This window comes from Methylomonas paludis, assembly GCF_018734325.1.
Taxonomy (GTDB): domain Bacteria; phylum Pseudomonadota; class Gammaproteobacteria; order Methylococcales; family Methylomonadaceae; genus Methylomonas; species Methylomonas paludis.
This window is the reverse complement of sequence record NZ_CP073754.1, coordinates 3,051,481-3,067,272: the sequence shown is the minus strand read 5'-3', so window position 1 is coordinate 3,067,272 and position 15,792 is coordinate 3,051,481. Positions and strand designations below refer to the sequence as shown.

At 46.9% G+C, this 15,792-nt stretch carries 21 protein-coding genes; 18 read left to right on the top strand and 3 right to left on the bottom strand.

What is annotated here, in order from left to right:
• Window positions 1–2 precede the first annotated feature (2 nt).
• The 6 genes from bioD (at window position 3) to KEF85_RS13880 (ending at window position 5,810) form a co-directional block, all read left to right on the top strand.
• Window positions 3–662, top strand: coding sequence for a dethiobiotin synthase (bioD, locus tag KEF85_RS13905; RefSeq protein ID WP_215581562.1), 660 nt, complete (start codon window positions 3–5; stop codon window positions 660–662).
• Between the two features lie 95 nt (window positions 663–757).
• Complete coding sequence (locus tag KEF85_RS13900; RefSeq protein WP_215581560.1) at window positions 758–1,153, top strand: bacteriohemerythrin; 396 nt, start codon at window positions 758–760, stop codon at window positions 1,151–1,153.
• A 246-nt stretch (window positions 1,154–1,399) separates the two neighbouring features.
• The gene (gene coxB / locus KEF85_RS13895; protein ID WP_215581558.1) at window positions 1,400–2,533 is read left to right on the top strand and encodes a cytochrome c oxidase subunit II; all 1,134 of its coding nucleotides are present in this window, start codon (window positions 1,400–1,402) and stop codon (window positions 2,531–2,533) included.
• A 53-nt stretch (window positions 2,534–2,586) separates the two neighbouring features.
• Entirely contained in the window at window positions 2,587–4,215 is a 1,629-nt protein-coding gene (ctaD, locus tag KEF85_RS13890) for a cytochrome c oxidase subunit I (protein WP_215581555.1), read from the top strand.
• A gap of 162 nt (window positions 4,216–4,377) precedes the next feature.
• The gene (locus KEF85_RS13885; protein WP_215581553.1) at window positions 4,378–4,920 is read left to right on the top strand and encodes a cytochrome c oxidase assembly protein; all 543 of its coding nucleotides are present in this window, start codon (window positions 4,378–4,380) and stop codon (window positions 4,918–4,920) included.
• 14 nt (window positions 4,921–4,934) lie between these two features.
• Entirely contained in the window at window positions 4,935–5,810 is an 876-nt protein-coding gene (locus KEF85_RS13880; protein ID WP_215581551.1) for a cytochrome c oxidase subunit 3, read from the top strand.
• Window positions 5,811–5,878: 68 nt separating this feature from the next.
• Here KEF85_RS13880 and KEF85_RS13875 read toward each other — a convergent pair whose 3' ends face one another.
• Window positions 5,879–6,139, bottom strand: coding sequence for a twin transmembrane helix small protein (locus KEF85_RS13875; protein WP_215581549.1), 261 nt, complete (start codon window positions 6,137–6,139; stop codon window positions 5,879–5,881).
• An 87-nt stretch (window positions 6,140–6,226) separates the two neighbouring features.
• Here KEF85_RS13875 and KEF85_RS13870 point away from each other — a divergent pair, with 87 nt between their 5' ends.
• From KEF85_RS13870 to KEF85_RS13815, 12 genes are all read left to right on the top strand, one after another.
• Window positions 6,227–6,958: an SURF1 family protein gene (locus KEF85_RS13870; RefSeq protein WP_215581547.1), complete on the top strand. Its 732-nt coding sequence runs from the start codon at window positions 6,227–6,229 to the stop codon at window positions 6,956–6,958.
• Complete coding sequence (locus KEF85_RS13865) at window positions 6,955–7,551, top strand: hypothetical protein (protein WP_215581545.1); 597 nt, start codon at window positions 6,955–6,957, stop codon at window positions 7,549–7,551. The genes KEF85_RS13870 and KEF85_RS13865 overlap by 4 nt, the downstream gene beginning before the upstream one ends.
• Window positions 7,552–7,554: 3 nt before the next feature.
• Window positions 7,555–9,549, top strand: a complete 1,995-nt coding sequence (gene ftsY, locus KEF85_RS13860) for a signal recognition particle-docking protein FtsY (protein WP_215581542.1) — start codon at window positions 7,555–7,557, stop codon at window positions 9,547–9,549.
• Between the two features lie 3 nt (window positions 9,550–9,552).
• A complete protein-coding gene (ftsE, locus tag KEF85_RS13855) occupies window positions 9,553–10,209 on the top strand; it encodes a cell division ATP-binding protein FtsE (protein WP_215581540.1) in 657 nt (218 codons plus the stop codon).
• A gap of 2 nt (window positions 10,210–10,211) precedes the next feature.
• Window positions 10,212–11,174: a permease-like cell division protein FtsX gene (ftsX, locus tag KEF85_RS13850; RefSeq protein ID WP_215581538.1), complete on the top strand. Its 963-nt coding sequence runs from the start codon at window positions 10,212–10,214 to the stop codon at window positions 11,172–11,174.
• Window positions 11,175–11,178: 4 nt separating this feature from the next.
• Window positions 11,179–11,607 carry a YcgN family cysteine cluster protein gene (locus KEF85_RS13845; protein ID WP_215581537.1) on the top strand — a complete coding sequence of 143 codons (429 nt, stop codon included), beginning with the start codon at window positions 11,179–11,181 and terminating at the stop codon, window positions 11,605–11,607.
• Window positions 11,608–11,733: 126 nt separating this feature from the next.
• Complete coding sequence (gene bfr / locus KEF85_RS13840; protein ID WP_215581530.1) at window positions 11,734–12,213, top strand: bacterioferritin; 480 nt, start codon at window positions 11,734–11,736, stop codon at window positions 12,211–12,213.
• An 18-nt stretch (window positions 12,214–12,231) separates the two neighbouring features.
• Window positions 12,232–12,714 (top strand): bacterioferritin, encoded by a 483-nt coding sequence (bfr, locus tag KEF85_RS13835; RefSeq protein WP_215581529.1) that lies wholly within the window; start codon window positions 12,232–12,234, stop codon window positions 12,712–12,714.
• A gap of 117 nt (window positions 12,715–12,831) precedes the next feature.
• Window positions 12,832–13,014 carry a (2Fe-2S)-binding protein gene (locus tag KEF85_RS13830; RefSeq protein ID WP_215581527.1) on the top strand — a complete coding sequence of 61 codons (183 nt, stop codon included), beginning with the start codon at window positions 12,832–12,834 and terminating at the stop codon, window positions 13,012–13,014.
• A 245-nt stretch (window positions 13,015–13,259) separates the two neighbouring features.
• A complete protein-coding gene (locus KEF85_RS13825) occupies window positions 13,260–13,490 on the top strand; it encodes a type II toxin-antitoxin system CcdA family antitoxin (RefSeq protein WP_215581526.1) in 231 nt (76 codons plus the stop codon).
• A gap of 1 nt (window position 13,491) precedes the next feature.
• The gene (locus KEF85_RS13820; protein ID WP_246534955.1) at window positions 13,492–13,773 is read left to right on the top strand and encodes a CcdB family protein; all 282 of its coding nucleotides are present in this window, start codon (window positions 13,492–13,494) and stop codon (window positions 13,771–13,773) included.
• A gap of 92 nt (window positions 13,774–13,865) precedes the next feature.
• Entirely contained in the window at window positions 13,866–14,189 is a 324-nt protein-coding gene (locus KEF85_RS13815; protein ID WP_215581525.1) for a RipA family octameric membrane protein, read from the top strand.
• A gap of 595 nt (window positions 14,190–14,784) precedes the next feature.
• On the opposite strand, the gene KEF85_RS13810 is transcribed toward KEF85_RS13815, so the two are convergent.
• Both KEF85_RS13810 and KEF85_RS13805 read right to left on the bottom strand, forming a co-directional pair.
• Window positions 14,785–15,123: a histidine triad nucleotide-binding protein gene (locus tag KEF85_RS13810; RefSeq protein WP_215581524.1), complete on the bottom strand. Its 339-nt coding sequence runs from the start codon at window positions 15,121–15,123 to the stop codon at window positions 14,785–14,787.
• 42 nt (window positions 15,124–15,165) lie between these two features.
• A complete protein-coding gene (locus KEF85_RS13805) occupies window positions 15,166–15,684 on the bottom strand; it encodes a methylated-DNA--[protein]-cysteine S-methyltransferase (protein ID WP_215581523.1) in 519 nt (172 codons plus the stop codon).
• Window positions 15,685–15,792 lie beyond the last annotated feature (108 nt).

Genomic DNA, 15,792 nt, shown 5'->3' with positions numbered 1-15,792 from the left:
TGATGAACAGCGGTTTTTTTATCACCGGTACTGATACAGATGTCGGCAAAACCTGGGTGAGTGTCGCACTACTGCGCAAATTCCGTCGCCAGGGTTACACAGTGGCCGGCATGAAACCGGTAGCTGCCGGTTGTGAATGGCGTGACGACTGTTTACGGAATGGCGATGCACTCTTGTTGCAGGCAAATTCGGTACCTCAACTCAACTATAGCCAGATTAACCCCTATGCTTTTGCCATGCCGGTTTCGCCGCATCTGGCATGCGGTGAAATCCAAGTCAATTTGGCGCATATCTTGGATCAACTCCAGACTATTAGGCAGCGGGCGGATTGGGTTTTGGTCGAAGGGGCCGGCGGCTGGCTGTCGCCACTGAGTTCAAGTCTGGATAATGCCGGTTTGGCAGTAGCTCTGCAATTACCGGTTATCATGGTGGTTGCTTTGCGGCTGGGCTGTCTCAATCACGCCAGATTGACTTATCAAGCTGTTTGTCAGCAAGGCTTGCCTTGTGCCGGATGGGTGGCTGTGGAAATTGAAGCCGGCCGAACTGATGTACACGCCAATCTTGACTATCTGCGCCGGCACATAGCGGCACCGCTGCTGGGGGTGATGCCATATCAGGCAATACCGGATTTCGATGTGCTAGCTGATAATCTGTCGTTCTGAATTTGGCCGATTGTTGATGCAGATCAATAAGTCAACTGGCTGCTGCGCCGACAATGCCAACTCCATTATAACTAGAAACAACTTGGAGACGTGTTATGGCATTAATAACTTGGACTGCAGAACAATATGGCACTGGCGTAGGTTTTGCCGATGACGAGCACAAAACACTGTTTGGCTTGTTAAATAAACTGTATGATGAAGCCACCAGCGGTGCTGATCGGGCAACAATTGGGGCTTCTCTGGATGCTCTGATTGCTTATGTTGTCGATCATTTTGCTCACGAAGAAAAAGAAATGGTAGCAAAAGGCTATGGCGGTTATGATCGTCATAAAGAAGAACATGTAGCATTTATTGGCATAGCAGCCGATTTGCAAAAAAAATTCCACGCAGGCGAAGCAGAAGTCACTGAAGCGGTTGGGCAGCTAGTTAAAGGCTGGTTGGATAATCACATCCCAACTTTCGATAAGTCTTATTCAGATGCATTGAAATAATGCCGGAATAAAGCTTAAATCGGTGATCAAAGGCTTGCGGGCAGCAATGTCCACAAGCCTTTTTTGTATCTACTGCCGAAATAGGCAAAGCTCCTCTGGTTTAGAGTAGAGTCATAGGGTAAAATTGCTCAGTTAATTTGTGATAATTATTTTTAAAAGGAATTGTCGCCGGATATCACTAGGCAACAAGATCACAAAAAGATATAACGCATATAAGTTTATAACTACAATCTGGGGGGCTGCTCCGTGAAGAAATCAAAGCAACTGCTCGCGTGTCTGGTGTTAATGCTCTATGGGCTTGGCACTTCTGCACATGCGGACTACAAACTCAACCTTACACAAGGGCAAACACAACTCAGTCATGAGATTTATGATTTACATATGCTCATTCTGTGGATATGCGTGTTCATTGGTATTGCCGTGTTCGGCACCATGTTTTACTCAATTTTTCACCATCGCAAATCTAAAGGTCATCAGGCTGCGCAATTTCACGAGAACACCACCGTCGAAATTATCTGGACCATTATCCCCACATTGATTTTGATCGGTATGGCGATACCAGCCACCAAAGCTGTTGTTGATCTTGATACCGTGCATGATTCCGATATGACCATTAAAGTCACCGGTAAACAATGGTATTGGGAGTATGAGTATCTGGACAGCGGCATTCGTTTTGAAAGCCATCTGGATGAAGCCAGCGAAAAAACCCATCGGATCAGCTCCCTGGATCCGCGTTCGGTTGCCAATTATCTCTTGAATGTAGATAAACCTCTGGTAGTGCCGGTTCATAAGAAGATCCGGTTTTTATTTACTGCCGCCGATGTGATTCACTCCTGGTGGGTGCCTGATCTGGGCTGGAAAAAAGACGCCAACCCCGGTTTTGTCAATGAAGCCTGGACTTCAGTTGATAAGCCTGGTATCTATCGCGGTCAATGTACCGAGTTATGCGGCAGGGACCATGGTTTTATGCCTATTGTCGTTATCGCCATGGAACAAGACAAATACGACCTTTGGGTGAAAACAACCCTGGATAAACAGAATGCGGCTCCGGATTTAACCGATCAGCCTCGTTCAGTCCTGATTTCCAAAGGTGAGTCGGTTTATTTGAAAAACTGTGTGGCTTGTCATCAGATTGATGGCAAAGGCATTTCCGGTTGGTATCCTGCCTTAAGCGGTAGTGCTAAAGTTACCGGCAGTATCGACCAGTTAATCGGGTTCATCCAGGCCGGCACCAGTAAAATGCCGTCGTTCCGCAAATTGCCTGACAATGAATTGGCGGAGCTGATTACCTACATCAGAAATGCACCGGAATTAGGCAATAATGTCGGCGATGAAATTCAGCCCAACAAAATCACACCTAAATGGGACGATGATGAATAAGCTGCTGGAATTCGCATTGCACAAATTTTCAATTTATTGTTGAGGTATAGAGTATGTCTGCTGTCGTAGCCGAGCATGATGATCATCACGACCACGATCACGACCACGATCATGGTCATGGCCCGGAAAAGGGTATTTTGCGGTGGATAATTACCACCAACCATAAAGATATAGGCACTTTGTATTTGCTGTTTGCGCTGGTGATGTTTTTTGTCGGCGGCTCAATGGCATTAGTTATTCGTGCCGAATTATTTGAACCGGGTCTACAATTTGTTGACCCGAATTTCTTCAATTCCATGACTACCATGCACGCGCTGGTCATGGTATTTGCGGCGGTAATGCCGGCATTCGTTGGCTTGGCCAACTGGATGATACCGATGATGATCGGTGCTCCGGATATGGCTCTGCCACGTATGAACAACATGAGCTTCTGGATGCTGGTTGCCGGCGTATTGCTGATTGCCAGCACCTTGTTCATGGAAGGCGGTGCTCCTTCAGCCGGTTGGACATTTTATCCGCCGCTGGTTATGCAAACCGGTAAAGCTTTCCCGTTTGCGGTGTTTGCCGTACATATGCTGGGGGTTTCCTCCATTATGGGTGCGATTAACATCATCGCCACCATTTTCAATATGCGCGCCCCAGGCATGACGCTGATGAAAATGCCCTTGTTCGTTTGGACTTGGTTGATTACCGCATTCCTGCTGATTGCCATCATGCCGGTATTTGCTGGAGCAGTCACCATGCTGCTCACCGACCGCTTCTTCAACACCAGCTTTTTTGACGCGGCTGGTGGTGGTGATCCGGTACTGTATCAGCATATTTTCTGGTTTTTCGGTCACCCGGAAGTATATGTAATGATCCTGCCCACCTTCGGTGTGGCTTCAACCATTATTCCGGTCTTTGCCCGTAAACCCCTGTTCGGCTATGCCTCCATGGTCTACGCCACAGCGGCTATTGCCTTCCTGTCATTTATCGTTTGGGCACATCACATGTTTACTGTCGGTTTACCGGTAGCCGGCGAGTTGTACTTTATGTACGCCACCATGTTGATCGCCATTCCGACTGGTGTGAAAATTTTCAACTGGACCGCCACCATGTGGAAAGGTTCTTTGACTTTTGAAACGCCGATGCTGTTTTCCATTGCTTTCGTGGTGTTATTTACCATGGGTGGCTTTACCGGTTTGATGATGTCGGTAGCGCCAGTGGATTTTCAATACCACGATACCTATTTTATCGTTGCCCATTTCCATTACACTCTGGTACCTGCCGCGATCTTCATCCTGATGGCTGCCGGTTATTACTGGTTGCCAAAATGGACCGGCAATATGTATAACGAAAAAATCGGCAGACTGCATTTCTGGTTGTCGGCAATCTCGGTCAATATTTTGTTCTTCCCGCAGCACTTTTTAGGTTTGGCGGGTATGCCGCGGCGGATTCCGGATTATGCCATCCAGTTTGCGGATTGGAATATGGTATCCAGTATTGGCGCTTTCATGTATGGCTTCAGCCAGCTGCTGTTTGTTTATATCGTCATCGACACCATCAAAGGCGGCACAGGTAAAGCCACCGATGAAGTGTGGGAAGATGCCAGCAAACACGGATTGGAATGGACTGTACCATCACCAGCGCCATACCATACCTTTAGCACACCGCCGGAAATTATCCCGACTGAGCATTTTTAAGCGCTTATCGGCCGCCAATTAAACTGCCTCCTGACTAGAGTCGGGGGGCAGTGGGTCTGGTGAAAATATGGATACCAAGAAAAAGAATATTCTGACCGCCGTGGTGCTGACCTTGATAGCCGTCACCATTTATGTGTTCGCGGTATTAAAGGCTATGTCGCAATGAGCGAGGAACTGGCACGTAAAAATACCAAGCTAGTGAAAAAGCTGGTGTTGATCGCGTTGCTGATGTTCGGCTTCGGCTATGCTCTGGTACCGCTTTACAATGTATTGTGTGATATTACCGGTCAGAACATAAAGGTTCAGAATGCGGTGGAAAATAACGGGGAGTTTGTGGTTGATGAAAGCCGGGAAATTCGCGTTGAGTTCATCACTTCGGTTAACGCCGCCACTCCGCTGAGTTTTAGTGCTGAGACCAGTAGTATTAAAGTTCATCCGGGGCAATATTACACAGTGAATTTTTATGCCAAAAACAAAACCGGCATAAACCTAAAGGCGCAAGCGATACCAAGTATCACACCTGGGCTTGCCGAACAATTTTTTAAAAAAATTCAGTGTTTTTGTTTTACCACGCAAACGTTTGCACCGAATGAGGAAAAGACCATGCCGGTTCGGTTTGCGGTCGATCCCAAGTTACCCGAGCGTTATAAAACCATTACACTGTCGTATACTTTTTTTGATAGAACTAACATAACTGAAGATTAACAAAGGGGAAGGTCATGTCTACTAACACAGCTTATTATATCCCGCATAAGGCCACATGGCCGGTTCTGGCAACCGCCGGGCTAATGACTATGCTGGCTGGTTTTGCCAATCATTTAAACGGTTCAAGCATCGGTTCCGGCATGATGCTGGTCGGTTTTGTCGTGTTCTTGGCGATGCTTGGTGCCTGGTTTGCTTTGCAAGCCACTGAAAGCGAATCCGGCATGTACAACCACGGAGTAGGTATTTCCTACCGGATGGCCATGATGTGGTTCATTTTCTCCGAAATCATGTTCTTTGCCGTATTTTTCGGCGCCTTATGGTATACCCGCAACCTGTCAGTATCCTGGCTGGGCGAGAGCGGAGCCGTCAGTGGTCCAGGACGCTCAACCCACGAAGTACTATGGCCGGCCTTTCAGGCAATCTGGCCCACCAATGGTCCCGGTAATGTCGGCGGACATTTCGAAGCTATGGGCGCGTTTGGCTTGCCTTTGCTGAACACCCTGTTGCTGCTGTCCAGCGGTGTTACCTGCACCTGGGCGCATCATGGCTTACTGGCTAAAAATCGCGAGCAGTTGATAAAAGGCTTATTGGCCACTGTCGGACTGGGCTTTATATTCGTTGCTTGTCAGGCTACTGAATATTATGAAGCCTATCACGACATGGGCTTGACTCTGGGTAGTGGAATCTACGGATCAACCTTTTTCATGCTCACCGGTTTTCACGGTTTTCACGTTATAGTAGGAGCCATTATCCTGTCCGTGGTTCTATTCAGAAGTTGGAAAGGTCATTTCACGCCAGAAAATCATTTTGCCTTTGAAGCCGCCGCATGGTATTGGCATTTTGTTGACGTAGTTTGGTTGGGGCTGTTTATTTTTGTCTATATTGTTTAGTTTAGCCAAACCAATATAAAAAGCGCGGTTCGCTTGAATCGCGCTTTTTTTTTGCCAACTTTACAGCATCAAGGTGAAGCAGTTGAGTTGTTCTGCAAATGAGCGCGCTCGATATTGGCACCTATCCCATGCGGTTGGATCAAGCCAGTGGCCAAAGCCAGAATCAGAAACACAAATAGCAGTAAGGACAAAGTAATCCTCACTGTTAAAGCCTTGGCAGTTTTAGTCGATTCTTCACCCGCCCGACGCTTTACCAGAAAAAACAGAGCAGTGACCAAGCTGGCAATAATGGCCAGGAAAGCAATAATAACGATAGTTTTTACGAGCATGGCGCAGAATAAAATGTTAAAACCGGCATTCTCGGCTATCCGTCTCAGCTTGCCAATAAAAATTAATCAATACACAGACTAAAACACATGAAAATTTTGCAGCGGGAAGTTAAATGTTCGTGGTTAAGCATAGCTATCTATCTGGGATTAATGGCCGCACTGTGCAGTTTGGGGTTCTGGCAGTTAAACCGAGCCGAACAGAAAAAAGCCTTTTTAGCTCAACAGCGGGCAGCCATCAGTGCCGCAGTACTTGATTTAAACCAGCAAGCACTCGGAGCCGACATCAGCACATATCGATACCAAAATATTCAGGTAAGTGGCCATTATGATGATGCTCACCAGTTTTTGCTGGATAATCAAATGATGGAAGGTAAGCCGGGCTATATGGTGTTAAGCCCGTTTTTAATTGACGGGGAACAACGGGCTGTACTGGTCAATCGTGGCTGGTTACCTTTAGGTATTAATCGCCAGACTTTGCCAGATATCAGTATACACAGCCCTGTTATGCACATTTTGGGGCGCATCAATCAATTTCCGGGGGTGGGTATTAAACTGGCTGGTGCTGAAATTCCCACGGCCGGTTGGCCGGCAGTTGTTCAGGTTATCAACAGTCAGATTTTGGCCGCCAAACTGTCTTATGATTTATATGACTTTCAGATCGAGCTGGACGCCAAAGAGACAGAAGGCTATAAACGCCAATGGCAAATCAGTACTACGATTCCGCCTGAGAAACATCAGGCTTATGCAGTACAATGGTTTGGTTTGGCGCTGACTCTTACCGCGCTGTTTTTTTGGATAACAATAAGAAAAACCCAGTGAACACACAGCTTAAAAAAAATCGCATCCTTATTATCGTCATTTTTGCGATGAGCATTATTCCGTTTCTGATTGCCTGGTATTTAGCCAAAAACCCGGCTGCATTGCGCTTAGGTGCCAGTAATGGCGACTTAATTACCCCACCGTTACCAATTGCTATTAGCGAGTTTTCCGGTTATGACCCGTTTAGTGCCGAAAAAATCAATGAATTGCAAGGCCATTGGGTATTGGTCAATCTGGTACCTAACAATCAATGCGGCCCGGTATGCGAGGATGCTTTATATAAATCAAGACAGCTTTCCCTAATGCTGGGTAAAGATATACCAAGAATCCGGCGCGCGGCTATAGTAATGGCAAAAAATGCGCAACCGGTATTTTCTGCGGATTGGCAAACTGATGGCCGGCTGCTGAAAGTTGAGATATCCAGCGAATTATCAGCAAAACTGCAGGCTATTGCCGGTCAGTCCATTACCGAAGGCATGTTGTTCATTATGGACCCGCTGGGTAATTTAATGATGAAATACCCGGTTGGCTACGATCCCTACAAAGTTAGAAATGACTTAAGTAAATTACTCAAAATTTCACAAATCGGTTAGCACATGTTTAGAAAAATATCGTTGTTTGGAGTCATACTGGCTCTGCTGGTCATCGTCGTGGGAGCTTATGTCCGCTTGTCGGATGCCGGCTTGGGTTGTCCAGATTGGCCAGGCTGTTACGGTAAATCAGTGCTTAGTGCCAGCCCGGAATTTAAAGCCGATGCCGCCACCGCATTTCCGGAAAATCCGTTGGACACCGCCAAAGCCTGGAAAGAAATGAGTCATCGTTATCTGGCTGGTTTACTGGGATTGATCGCACTGATATTGCCGGTATTGGCCTGGTTGGCCAAGCCGCAATCACGCAAAGCCTTTGCCTGGTCCTTGGCGCTGCTGATCATCATAGCCGGGCAAGCTGCTCTGGGTATGTGGACAGTCAATCTCAAGGTCATGCCTATCGTGGTAAGTAGCCACCTGTTGCTGGGCTTCATTACTCTGTGGACCTTGGTGTGGATTTATCTGCATAGTCATCCCCAGCTCAAGCGCCGTCCACAACGCTTAGGCCCCACGCTGTTGACTGGAGTAGCCATACTGGTATTACTGCTGCAAATCGGCTTGGGTGGCTGGGTCAGCAGTAATTATGCTGCTCTGGCATGTGTGGATTTCCCACGTTGTAATGGGGCCTGGTTACCGGATGCTGATTTTGGCGGTGCCTTAAATTTATGGCATGGCCTGGTCAGCGGCGATGCCAGCATTCTGCCGGCAGCCGCTCAAATTGCCGTGCATTGGTTACACAGGCTAGGTGCCTTAATCAGCTTTGTGTTGCTGACCTTGGTCATGTTGTCAGCTACCGCAGAGCAAAACCCCAAACCACTACGTCGGGCTGGCGTTTGGTTAAGCCTATTGTTACTGGTGCAAATCGGTCTGGGCATTTTTACTATCAAACATGATTTACCCTTATGGTCAGCAGTGGCTCATAATGCCTTTGCGGCTTTATTGATGTTGCCCTTGTTGCTGATCAACTTTTATGGCAAATACAGCAGCGGTACAGATGAACTGCCCGAAGCGGAAACCTTGCCAACCGGGCTGGAAATACCTGTCCAACCAGTTAGTCTGGAACCCCCAATCCAGCCGGAGCCGGAATCACTGTTTTTCCGCCTGAAACACCAGCTCAGCAAAACTCGGGGTAGTCTGGCCAATGTCCTCAGCAGCGTCAGCATAGGCCAAAATAAAATCAGCCGTGATCTGCTCGAAGAAATCGAAGCCCGCTTGTTAATGGCGGATTTAGGCATGGAGACCACCACTAAAATAATCAGCCAATTGACCGCAAGCCTGGAAAAAGACCAGCTTAAAGATGGAGTAGCCTTAACCCAGGCTTTAAAACAAATTCTGTATGAAATGCTGGAGCCTTGCAGCCAGCCCTTGCGGATTCCAGCTCAGGACAGTCCGTTTGTCATTCTGGTAGTTGGCGTTAACGGTGCCGGTAAAACCACATCCATAGGTAAGCTGGCGCATCGCCTGCAGGGTCAGGGCCATAGCGTCATGCTGGCGGCAGGTGATACCTTTCGGGCCGCCGCTGTCGAACAGTTGCAAACCTGGGGTGAGCGCAATAATATTCAGGTGGTTGCCCAGCATAGTGGTGCAGATTCAGCTTCGGTTATATTCGATGCCCTGCAGTCTGCCAAAGCCAAAGGCGTGGATGTGTTGATTGCCGATACTGCCGGACGCTTGCATACCAAGTCCAACTTGATGGAAGAATTGAAAAAAATCAAACGGATTATGGGTAAGCTGGATGAAAATGCGCCTCATGAAGTGTTATTGATACTGGATGCCTGCACCGGCCAAAATGCCTTATCACAGGCCCGCTTATTTAACGAAGCCGTCAAGCTGACCGGTTTAGCCTTAACCAAATTGGACGGCACCGCCAAAGGTGGGGTGATTTTTGCCTTGGCTAACCAGTTGCAAGTGCCGATCCGTTTTATCGGTGTGGGAGAAGCCATTACCGACCTGCAAGACTTTGATGCCAAAACCTTTGTAGATGCCTTGTTTGAAACCGACTAAACCATGCTGAAATTTGAGCACGTCAGTAAACGTTACCCTGATGCCGGCGAAGCACTGTCGGATGTCTGCTTTCACCTGTATCGTGGGGAAATGGCGTTTCTGACTGGTCGCTCCGGGGCCGGTAAAAGTACTTTACTGAAACTGATAGCCATGATGGAACAATGCAACCGAGGCGTCATCACCCTGGATAACCAGAATATCAGTCGCATTAGTGATTGGCGCATTCCTTATATCCGCCGTCACTTGGGATTGATTTTCCAGGACTATAAATTACTGAACGACAGAACCGTGTTTGATAATGTAGCCTTGCCCCTGATTGTCAGCGGGGTTAACCATCAGGAGATTTCCCGGCGGGTAAGGGCAGCTCTGGACAAAGTCAAATTACTCAGCAAAGAAAGAAAATATCCGCTGGCCTTGTCCGGCGGTGAACAGCAGCGGGTTGGCATAGCCAGAGCAATTGTCAACAAACCCAAACTGATACTGGCCGATGAGCCGACCGGAAATCTCGATCCTGATTTGTCTGCCGAGATTATGTACATGTTTGAAGAGTTTAAACAGGTAGGTGTCACCATTTTAATTGCCACCCACGATATAGAACTCATTAACAGTCTGGGCCATCGGGTTTTGACACTGCATAAAGGCCATCTGGTAGCGAGTTGAGCATGAAAAAACGCAACGCAAAACCGTTTGCCGATAGGCTTAAAGAACAATTTTCCGCCTATTTGCTTAATCATGCTCACGGCTTGTTTTCCAGTTTAGGCCGGCTCAGCCGTACCCCCTATACGTCAGCCATGACCTTGCTGGTATTATCCATTGCGATTTCCTTGGCCGGCGGTTTTTATATCGTGGTGGCCAATATCCAGCAATTAACCGGTAATCTGCAGGCTACCAACCAAATGTCGCTGTTTTTGCGTGATAACGTCACCGAAGCGGCAGGTCTGAAACTCACCGAACAATTAAAACAGCATGACAGCATCGTCGATGCCAAATACATCAGCAAAAAACAGGCGCTGGAAGAATTTCGCCTCAACAGCGGATTTGCCGATGCTCTGAAAGCCTTGGATACCAACCCTTTGCCCAGCGTGATACAGGTATTACCCAAAAACGTACTGGAAACCAAAGCCGATATCGATAAACTTCAGGGCGAATTCAAGCAAATGCCTCAAGTGGAATTTGTGCAGGTGGATATGCAATGGGTGGAGCGGGTGCAAACTATTATGCAAATCGCCGGGCGCGGCGTTACTCTGGTCAGCATCCTGCTGGGTTTTGCCGTCACCTTTGTTACCGCCAATACCATACGTCTGGAATTACAAAATCGCCAGGATGAAGTATTCATTTCCAAACTGGTAGGCGCCACCAATGCCTTTATTCAGCGGCCATTTCTGTATACCGGATTTTGGCTGGGCTTTCTGGGCGGTTTTCTGGCCTGGATCATCATTACTGTCATGCTATTTATCGTCGAATCGCCGGTGGAAAAACTCTCCATACTTTACAATGCCTCATTCGAATTACTATTTTTAAGCTTTACAGAATTTTTATCCCTGCTGATGATAGCCTCCTTGCTGGCTGTGTTCGGCGCTTGGGTGGTGTTGTATTATCAATTGCGTATACTCAAACCTCAATAAAGCCATGAACTTCTGGGAAACCAAATCACTAGCCGAAATGAGCACTGCCGAATGGGAGTCACTGTGTGATAACTGCGGAAAATGCTGTCTGCATAAACTGGAAGATGAAGACAGCGGCGAAATTGCAGTCACCCGGGTAGTCTGCGAATTAATTGATCTGGATAGCTGCCGTTGTACGCGTTATAGCGAACGCTGCACCCTGGTACCGGAATGTTTGGACTTAAAACAGCACGATTTCTCCGGTTACAAATGGCTGCCGGATACCTGCGCCTATCGCCTGCTGACCATAGGCGAACCCTTACCAGTCTGGCATCCGCTGATTAGCAAAGACCCGGATTCGGTCAGAAAGGCCGGCGTATCCATACGCAGTTATGCCATTAAAGAATCACAAGTCGAAGATATGGAAGATCATATTATCGGCTGGATTAAATAAACTGGCCTGCTAAACCCAAGTCAGTATTAATTGGACAAACTTTAAGTTGACGGCCAGCCCGGCAAGCGTAAAATCCAGAACAATAAGATATAGCTAAGTGCTGTCTGCACATTTTCGGAGACGACCATGAAAGGCGATAAAAAAATTATACAAATACTCAACGACTTGCTCGCCGGGGAGTTAAGCGCTTCAGATCAATACTTAATTCACGGCGAAATGTATGCCGATTGGGGCTTACACCATCTGGCCGAAAAAAGTCTGCACGAATCAGAGCATGAACGCCAGCACGCCCGTGCCCTGATCCAGCGCATTTTGTTTCTGGAAGGCAAGCCCGATCTGGTCAAACGTACCGAGTTAAAGGTGGGCAGTAGCGTACCGAAAATGCTGCAAGCTGATCTGGATGTGGAATATCATGTGGTCGGCGAACTCAAAAAAGCCATCGCCGCCAGCGAAATAGCCCAGGATTATGTCACGCGCGACATGCTAAGCCAACAGCTGGAAGATACCGAAATGGATCATGCCTATTGGCTGGAACAGCAATTGCGGTTAATTAAACTGCTGGGGCTGGAAAATTATCAGCAAAGCCAAATCAAGCCTGGTGTTTAAACGTCTGCGGAGTAGAAAATGAAAGGCGACAAAAAAGTTCTGGAAATACTCAATAAAGTTCTAAAAAACGAGCTTACCTCAATTAATCAGTACTTTCTGCATGCCCGCATGTTTCGTAACTGGGGTCTGGAAAAACTAAACGATTACCAATACAAACAATCCATCCGGGTCATGAAGGAAGCCGATGAACTGATTTCCCGCATTCTGTTTCTGGAAGGCCTGCCCAATTTGCAAAACCTGGGCAAACTGCTGATTGGCGAAAATGTCCTGGAATGCCTGAATGGCGACCTGGAATACGAAGCTAATATACAGCGGCCCTTGCTGATTAAAGCAGTGGCTTTATGCGAAGAAGTGCAGGATTACGTCAGTCGCGATTTGCTGGTGGAATTACTGGAACATTGCGAAGCAGCCATAGACTGGCTGGAAACCCAACAAGGCCTGATTTCAGCGGTAACACTGCCCAATTATTTGCAATCGCATATTGAGCCGGGTGCCGATTAAAATCATTGCCGCGGTTTTGACGATGGTAAACATATTAAATACTTGACAAGCCCTAAAAAGTAAATGAGAATGCTTCTCAACAATGTTGAATAAGCATCATGCTGAGGAGTATTTTCAATGTATGTCTGTGTATGTCAGGCCGTTACCGACAGCCAAATTCGTGAGGCAGCCATCAACGGCGCCAAAACCCTGAAAGATTTACGCCGTGAATTGCAAGTCAGCGTCGACTGCGGACGTTGCGCCAGTTGCGCCCGCAAATGCCTGAAAGCCGCCAACGATAGTGGCAAGCTTTCCGCCTGATTCGAATAGCTTTTTCAAACAGCAAACCAGCGTACCCGTAGCCCGGATGCAGCGTCAGCGGAATCCGGGAAATCGCAGCCCACAACCTATGCATAAAGGTAAGATTTGTGATAGCTATTGATTAGCCAGGCAGTTATCCCTGTCAAACTCTCAAGCTAACTGTAGAATTTCTACCCTTTACTGGCAATCCCATTCATGTGGTCTTAGAATGCGTATTAAGTATCAACTTATAATGCGTCCTTGCCATGTCCACTACACTTAAAAAAGCCACCAATATTAGCCTTTCTGTCGATGTGTTAACAGAAGCCAGAGCTTTGGGTATCAATATTTCGCAAGTTTGCGATCAGTTTCTTCGGGAACGAGTCCGCCAGGAACGCGAATTGCGCTGGCAACAGGAACACAGTGATTTCATAGCGGTTTACAATCAATTATTGGCACAGGAAGAATTGCCGCTGCAAAACTGGCGTTCGTTCTGACATGGCGCGGTATGATGTCTACCGCAATACTGGGGAACATGCTGGTATCGTTCCGTATTTGTTGGATGTGCAAAGCGAAGTACTCAGTGGACTGGATACTCGCATCGTTATTCCTTTACGCCGCCGCGATAGTTTTCCAATCAGCCGAATGCCGGCCAATCTGTTGCCTGAAGTATGGGTGGAAGAACTTCTCTGTATTGTCGAAACCCCCAAACTTGCCGCAGTGCCGCTACGCATCCTAAAAACCCCCGTCACCTCGCTCGCTGGCCGCCAAACATTTTGAAATCACGGCAGCACTGGATTTTTTATTTCAGGAGTTTTAAAAGCAAAACTTGGGGTTGAAGTTGGTGATTGTTTAGGATAATTGGGATAGATATGAGCGAGAATAGCGAACAAAATAGTCAAACAGATCCACTATCTCAATATCTATCCGATTTTGGTGTTTCTGATTACGATAAAGACAAAAAGAAACTAACGGCTGCGTTGACTAATGCTCTGGATACCAGAAAGTTTGAAATAGAGCTTTACTGGAAGAGAGCCACATATTTTTGGACGTTTATTGGTGTAATTTTTGGTGGTTATGCACTTGTATTTACAAAAATGGAAAGCCCAGGGAGGGAAGATTTGTTAGTAAACAATGGCAGGAAAATTGGGAAAACCATGTTTGTATGTTGGAAGACGAAATTATTGGTCCACTAACAAAACAAAAACGGCTGGTAAGGAACCTCTGATTAATGCAGTTTTTCAAGAAAAACCAATCCGCAAGGCATTGATTTTATTGGTACCGAAATTCGAGATAACGAATTAATCAGAGGTTCCGTAAGGAAGATAAAATAAGTATTAGAGAATATATTAATGAATATATAATTGGGCCTGGCCCATATTCAGTATCTAAGATAAATATTATTATTAGTCTTTATGTGACGATTATTTGGGTTGTGCTGGTTGGACATCATTTTATCAAGCTGGTCGTGGTGTGGTGTGATTTTGTAAGAGTATTGATCCCTATTTTATCCAAATAGCAGCTATCATTTTTACCATTTTGTTTTCTATAAGCTTTTACTGGGTTGGGCAGTCTTCCTATGAAAAGTCACCTGAAGAACAGTATAAATTTCAGAGAATATTGCGTAAAGCATCAATAGCTAATAAAAATTTAAAAGGTCTTTCTATAAGATATTGCATGATGATTAATCTAACAATGCTCTCGATTGTTTTTTGTATTGTTTTTCATTTGGCGATTTCAGTATAAAATTTCTCTGCCTAAAAGTTACATCACTTAATTCTTTGAAATACATCAACCCGGCGGCCAATGCATTTGCCGACCACCCAGCACATGCAAATGCAGATGAAATACCGTCTGCCCGCCATCATTATTGCAATTAAACACAGTACGGTAGCCTGATTCTGCGTAGCCCAGCTCTGCGGCCAGTCTGGCGGCGGTTTGCAACAGACGGCCACCCAGTGCCGTATCATCCAGTTCATTCAGATTGCTGATATGGCGTTTGGGAATAACCAATACATGCAACGGTGCTTGAGGATGAATATCGCGGAAGGCCAGTAATTCATCGTCTTCATAAACCACATCCGGTTTAATCTGGCCGGATGCCATTTTGCAGAATAAACAATCAACCATTATTTAAGCTCTCTTTAATGAGGTAGTATAAAAGCGAAACTATCAGTGCGGCTTCGGCAATGATTCGCGTCTTAATAACTCAGCTTTGCGTTCAACTCCCCAGCGATAGCCGGACAACTTGCCGTTACTAGCCACCACCCGGTGGCAAGGGATAGCCAGCGCCACAGGGTTAGCGCCACACGCCCTGGCAACGGCGCGTACCGCCGTGGGTTGGCTGATGCGATTGGCCAGTTCCGCATAACTGATTTGCTCAGCATAACGAATTTGCCGTAAAGCTTGCCAAACCAATTGCTGAAAATCAGTGCCGCGCGCGTCCAGCCGCAAATCCAAGCCTAGCGCCGGGTTGGCGATAAATCCGATTATTTTAGCCAGAATTTCCGGCAATTGCGCATCACCGCCGAGTATTTCCGCCTGTTTGAAGCGGCTGCGTAGTTCATCCAGCAACTGATCGGGGCTATCCCCCAATAAAATAGCGCACACACCCTGCTCAGTGCGGGCTGCCAATACCCAGCCCAGCTCAGATAGCGCTGAATCCTGCCATAACCTGTCATGATGGTTCATTGTCGTATTGCCGGTTTCTAAGCAAGCTATAGTGTACCGCCAAACTGTCCGGTGAGGGAGTTTTGTCGGTCCTGAAGATTATTTTGCTCAAACCCTGAGTAATTGGCG

Excerpts from the sequence above, each read along its gene's own strand:
- KEF85_RS13880 (WP_215581551.1), top strand. The coding sequence starts at position 4,935 with ATGTCTACTAACACAGCTTATTATATCCCGCATAAGGCCACATGGCCG.
- bfr (WP_215581529.1), top strand. The coding sequence starts at position 12,232 with ATGAAAGGCGACAAAAAAGTTCTGGAAATACTCAATAAAGTTCTAAAA.
- KEF85_RS13885 (WP_215581553.1), top strand. The coding sequence starts at position 4,378 with ATGAGCGAGGAACTGGCACGTAAAAATACCAAGCTAGTGAAAAAGCTG.
- ctaD (WP_215581555.1), top strand. The coding sequence starts at position 2,587 with ATGTCTGCTGTCGTAGCCGAGCATGATGATCATCACGACCACGATCAC.
- KEF85_RS13845 (WP_215581537.1), top strand. The coding sequence starts at position 11,179 with ATGAACTTCTGGGAAACCAAATCACTAGCCGAAATGAGCACTGCCGAA.
- KEF85_RS13900 (WP_215581560.1), top strand. The coding sequence starts at position 758 with ATGGCATTAATAACTTGGACTGCAGAACAATATGGCACTGGCGTAGGT.
- ftsX (WP_215581538.1), top strand. The coding sequence starts at position 10,212 with ATGAAAAAACGCAACGCAAAACCGTTTGCCGATAGGCTTAAAGAACAA.
- KEF85_RS13815 (WP_215581525.1), top strand. The coding sequence starts at position 13,866 with ATGAGCGAGAATAGCGAACAAAATAGTCAAACAGATCCACTATCTCAA.
- KEF85_RS13810 (WP_215581524.1), bottom strand. The coding sequence starts at position 15,123 with ATGGTTGATTGTTTATTCTGCAAAATGGCATCCGGCCAGATTAAACCG.
- KEF85_RS13805 (WP_215581523.1), bottom strand. The coding sequence starts at position 15,684 with ATGAACCATCATGACAGGTTATGGCAGGATTCAGCGCTATCTGAGCTG.
- bioD (WP_215581562.1), top strand. The coding sequence starts at position 3 with ATGAACAGCGGTTTTTTTATCACCGGTACTGATACAGATGTCGGCAAA.
- KEF85_RS13825 (WP_215581526.1), top strand. The coding sequence starts at position 13,260 with ATGTCCACTACACTTAAAAAAGCCACCAATATTAGCCTTTCTGTCGAT.
- KEF85_RS13875 (WP_215581549.1), bottom strand. The coding sequence starts at position 6,139 with ATGCTCGTAAAAACTATCGTTATTATTGCTTTCCTGGCCATTATTGCC.
- KEF85_RS13870 (WP_215581547.1), top strand. The coding sequence starts at position 6,227 with ATGAAAATTTTGCAGCGGGAAGTTAAATGTTCGTGGTTAAGCATAGCT.
- bfr (WP_215581530.1), top strand. The coding sequence starts at position 11,734 with ATGAAAGGCGATAAAAAAATTATACAAATACTCAACGACTTGCTCGCC.
- ftsE (WP_215581540.1), top strand. The coding sequence starts at position 9,553 with ATGCTGAAATTTGAGCACGTCAGTAAACGTTACCCTGATGCCGGCGAA.
- KEF85_RS13830 (WP_215581527.1), top strand. The coding sequence starts at position 12,832 with ATGTATGTCTGTGTATGTCAGGCCGTTACCGACAGCCAAATTCGTGAG.
- ftsY (WP_215581542.1), top strand. The coding sequence starts at position 7,555 with ATGTTTAGAAAAATATCGTTGTTTGGAGTCATACTGGCTCTGCTGGTC.
- KEF85_RS13820 (WP_246534955.1), top strand. The coding sequence starts at position 13,492 with ATGGCGCGGTATGATGTCTACCGCAATACTGGGGAACATGCTGGTATC.